Source organism: Vibrio sp. 10N.222.46.A1 (genome assembly GCF_041473595.1).
GTDB lineage: Bacteria > Pseudomonadota > Gammaproteobacteria > Enterobacterales > Vibrionaceae > Vibrio > Vibrio tasmaniensis_A.
Map to the genome: position 1 here is coordinate 1 of NZ_JBFRSN010000280.1, position 4,199 is coordinate 4,199.

The following is a 4,199-nucleotide window of genomic DNA, read 5'->3' on the forward strand; positions in this document are numbered from 1 at the left end:
CAGATTAAAGAGTTATGGAAATAAAAATTGATGATTTGTTGGGTGGAGAGGTTATTGAGCTACTCGAAGAGCATTTAGCGGATATGTATGCGACATCGCCAGTCGAAAGCGTTCATGCACTGGATCTAGATGGGCTCAAGTCGCCAGAGATTACTTTTTTCAGTGCTTGGAAAAACAGCCAACTGCTTGGGTGTGTCGCCATTAAAGAGCTTGATACACAACACGCTGAACTGAAGTCGATGAGAACCTCGCAGTTTGCAAGAAAGTCCGGTGTCGCAAGCAAGCTATTGCAGCACGTTTTGGATACGGCAACCGCTCGCCAATATCGACGTATTAGCCTAGAAACGGGATCGGAAGACTACTTTAAGCCAGCGCGTAATTTGTACCAAAAATTTGGCTTTGGTTACTGTGAACCTTTTGCTAATTATGTGTTAGATCCGCACAGTCAGTTCATGAGTATTGAGTTACGTTAAGAGGCTAACCTTTGATACCGACTTATTTTGCAGGTTTTACTCTTGGGCTTTCGCTTATCCTCGCGATCGGTTCTCAAAATGCGTTCGTTCTTAAACAGGGCTTAAAGAATCAGCATGTGTTTGCTATTTGTGCTGTCTGCGCGATTTCAGATGCATTACTGATCAGCTTTGGTGTGATGGGCTTTGGCGCAATCGTTGATCAGTTTCCACAAATTGAGCAGTTTGCTCGTTACGGTGGGGCTATCTTTTTAGGGGTTTACTCATTCTTGAGCTTTCGCTCAGCATTTACCGAAAATCATGCCTTAGAAGCCGGTGTCGAAACCAAAAACTCTTTAACCAAAGCAGTTACCATGTGCTTAGCGTTTACTTGGCTTAATCCGCATGTGTATCTGGATACTGTGGTATTGCTGGGTTCTATCTCTACACAATATCAACCAAATCAAATGTTGTTTGGTGCAGGTGCAGTATCGGCTTCATTCGTGTTCTTTTTTTTACTTGGCTATGGTGCACGATTCTTAGCTCCAATGTTTAAGAACCCGAAATCATGGAAGATGTTGGAGTTTGTTGTAGGAGTGATCATGGCATCTATTGCACTATCTTTGGTTGTTTAGTTTTACTCTGCTTTCGTTAACTTCTCCTCGTCAGTTGAACGCTGTTGGGGAAAGTACGGCTTGTTAGCTTGCTAGCTCGTTAATTAGTAATTAGTACTGTATCCCTCTGTCTTGCCTCCCTAGCTATTAATTATTCTTTGCAAAGATTTCGCATTTCTCTGTTGGTTTTAAACGTCTTGATAACAACAAATTAAATTATTTCGTGAAATAACGAATTATTCTTCGTCTTTTGGATTTTGGGTTCGTCTTAGGGGGGTAACAAGAAATTATTAATCCGATTCGGAGCCAAAAATGACTAAATTGATTAGCTTTAAAAACTGCCCATTTGTTCAACGTGTAATGGGTTCACTAGTAATGAAAAACGTCCCGTTTGAAATTGAGTACATTGAGCTGAATAACAAACCACAGTGGTTTTTGGATATCTCACCGAACGGGCAGGTACCTGTATTAATTACAGAGAACGACACCGTCCTTTTTGAATCTGATGCAATTGTTGAATACCTAGACGATAAATATACGCCGATTGAAGAGGTTTCACCCGAGCAGAAAGCACTCGACCGTGCTTGGTCTTATCAAGCGAGCAAACATTACATGCCACAGTGCGGCACCATGGCGAGTAAAGACAAAGAGACATTTGAAACACGCTTAGCCAATTTACAAAAGGCGTTCCTAAAGGCAGAGAAAAAACTGGGTGATACTGAGTTCTTTAAAGGGGATTACATCTCTAACGTCGACATCGCTTGGTTACCACTGTTACACCGAGCATTTGTTATTAAAGAGCGTTCAGGCTTCAATATGCTAGAAAGCTTCCCGAAAGTACAGAAGTGGCAAGCGGCGCTGATTGAATCTGGATTGACCGATAAAACCGTTCCAGCGGACTTTATTGACAAGTTCAGCGGCTTTTATTTAACGAATAACTACCTGGCAAGCCTAGCAGAAGCTCGCTAAAAAAAGATTAAGTATTTTATGGCGTTTAGGCCACAGACAACTAAAACCGCTCTAACGTTGAGCGGTTTTTTTATGTCAAAAATAACGATTGGTCACGCTATGGGCATAGTTGGTCCAAAGCCTGAAATTAGTTGGTTTTCACAAGCTTATAAACGGTAAATAATGCTAACTCATTTGGTAGTTGATCGGTATTTTGGTAAATTAAAGCTATTACAGACTTCCAGTGAGCAGCAATGAAGATTCTTCACACGTCCGATTGGCATCTTGGCCAAAACTTCTACAATAAAAGCCGTAAGAATGAACATGAACGGTTTTTACAATGGTTACTTGAGCAAGTTACAGAGCACGACATCGACGCGATCATTGTTGCTGGCGACATTTTCGATACCAGCACACCGCCGAGTTACGCTCGTGAGATGTATAATAAGTTTGTGGTCGATTCGAACAAGATCGGCTGCCAATTGGTGTTGTTAGGTGGAAATCACGATTCAGTCTCTGTGCTTAAAGAGACACAACAGCTGCTCAAATACATGGGTGCATACGTGATTCCTAATACCAATGAAGATCATGCGACTCAGGTTGTCGAACTAAAAGGCAAGAACGGCGATGTAGAAGCGCTGGTTTGTGCCATTCCCTTTATTCGCCCTCGCGATGTGTTGACCAGCCAGGCGGGCGTCACAGGCGTTGAGCGTCAGAAGCAACTCGGAGATGCAATCAAACAGCACTACCAAAGTGTTTATGATGCCGCTGTAGAAAAACGTGCGGAGTTTGAAAACAGCGAGCACATGCCGATTATCGCTACTGGTCATTTAACGGCGATGGGTGTTCAACAATCGGATTCGGTACGCGACATCTATGTCGGTAACCTTGATGGTTTTGCCGCTGATGGCTTCCCAGACGCAGACTATATTGCACTTGGTCATATCCACCGCCCACAAGTGGTGGCAAAGCGTGAATACATTCGTTACTGCGGCTCACCAATACCATTAAGCTTTGATGAACTTAAATCTCAAAAGCAGGTATGTGTGGTTGAGTTTGTTGAAGGCGAGCGCACCATTTCTCAATTGCCAGTTCCAACGTTTCAACCCCTAGCTGAAATCAAAGGTGACTTGAGCGAGATCGAATCTCAGCTGAACCAATACATAGGTTTAGATAGCGAACAAAGCGTGTGGTTATCAATAGAAGTGCAAGCGCAAGATTACTTATCAGATCTTCAAGAACGTATGCGCGCACTTACCGAAGGATTGAACGTCGAAGTGCTGCAACTGCGCCGCGCAAGAGAACGTCGCAATCAAGCATTAGAGCAAGAGTCGGCAGAAACGCTGTCAGAATTGAGCCCGATGGACGTGTTTACGAAGCGTATTGCCTTAGAAGAATTTGAAACCGATTCTGAAAAAGCGCGTTTAGAGCGTATGACGGTGAAGTTTAAACAAGTGATGGTTGAAGTGTCTGAGAGCGCTCAAGCGCCCAATAAAGTAGAAGAGTAGCCAGTATGAAGATTTTAAGCCTAGAATTTGAAAACCTGAACTCTTTGAAAGGACGTTGGAAGCTCGATTTTACCCAATCACCGTTTGCGGAAAATGGCTTGTTTGCGATCACCGGCCCAACGGGGGCGGGTAAGACAACGATTCTTGATGCGATTTGTTTGGCATTGTTCCACCGCACACCGCGTTTAAAGAGCATCGCTAAAGGCAACAACGAATTAATGACGCGTGGCACGGGTGAGTGTTTCGCTGAGCTTGAATTTGAAGTGCAGGGCAAAACGTATCGCTCTAACTTCCACCAAAAGCGAGCTCGCGGAAAGCACGATGGCGCATTACAAACGCCAACGTGTGAATTTGCGGATGCGGACACCGATAAAGTCTTAGAGACTATGTTGACCAAGAAGACAAAGTTGGTGGAGCAGGTAACGGGTCTCGATTTCTCACGCTTCACTAAATCCATCATGTTGTCTCAGGGTGAGTTTGCGGCGTTCTTAAATGCCAATGCTAACGACCGTGCCGAGCTACTTGAAGAGCTGACGGGTACAGAAGTCTATAGCCTGATCTCTGAGCGCATCTACGATCATTTCAAGTCGAGTGAAGAAGCACTGAACCACCTGAAAGCGAAAGCTGAAGGTGTCAGCTTACTGTCTGAAGAGCAAATCCAAGAGCTAACTGCAGAGCGT

At 44.0% G+C, this 4,199-nt stretch carries 5 protein-coding genes; all 5 read left to right on the forward strand.

Going from position 1 to position 4,199, the window contains the following annotated elements:
* The first annotated feature begins 14 nt into the window (after positions 1–14).
* Positions 15–473, forward strand: coding sequence for a GNAT family N-acetyltransferase (locus AB4496_RS09445; protein WP_102258512.1), 459 nt, complete (start codon positions 15–17; stop codon positions 471–473).
* 14 nt (positions 474–487) lie between these two features.
* Positions 488–1,084, forward strand: a complete 597-nt coding sequence (locus AB4496_RS09450) for a LysE/ArgO family amino acid transporter (protein WP_041472819.1) — start codon at positions 488–490, stop codon at positions 1,082–1,084.
* A gap of 291 nt (positions 1,085–1,375) precedes the next feature.
* Complete coding sequence (locus AB4496_RS09455) at positions 1,376–2,032, forward strand: glutathione S-transferase family protein (RefSeq protein WP_102258511.1); 657 nt, start codon at positions 1,376–1,378, stop codon at positions 2,030–2,032.
* Positions 2,033–2,265: 233 nt separating this feature from the next.
* Positions 2,266–3,519, forward strand: coding sequence for an exonuclease subunit SbcD (gene sbcD / locus AB4496_RS09460; RefSeq protein ID WP_102258510.1), 1,254 nt, complete (start codon positions 2,266–2,268; stop codon positions 3,517–3,519).
* Between the two features lie 5 nt (positions 3,520–3,524).
* On the forward strand, positions 3,525–4,199 hold a 675-nt coding region (locus AB4496_RS09465), incomplete at its 3' end, for an AAA family ATPase (protein ID WP_372130865.1).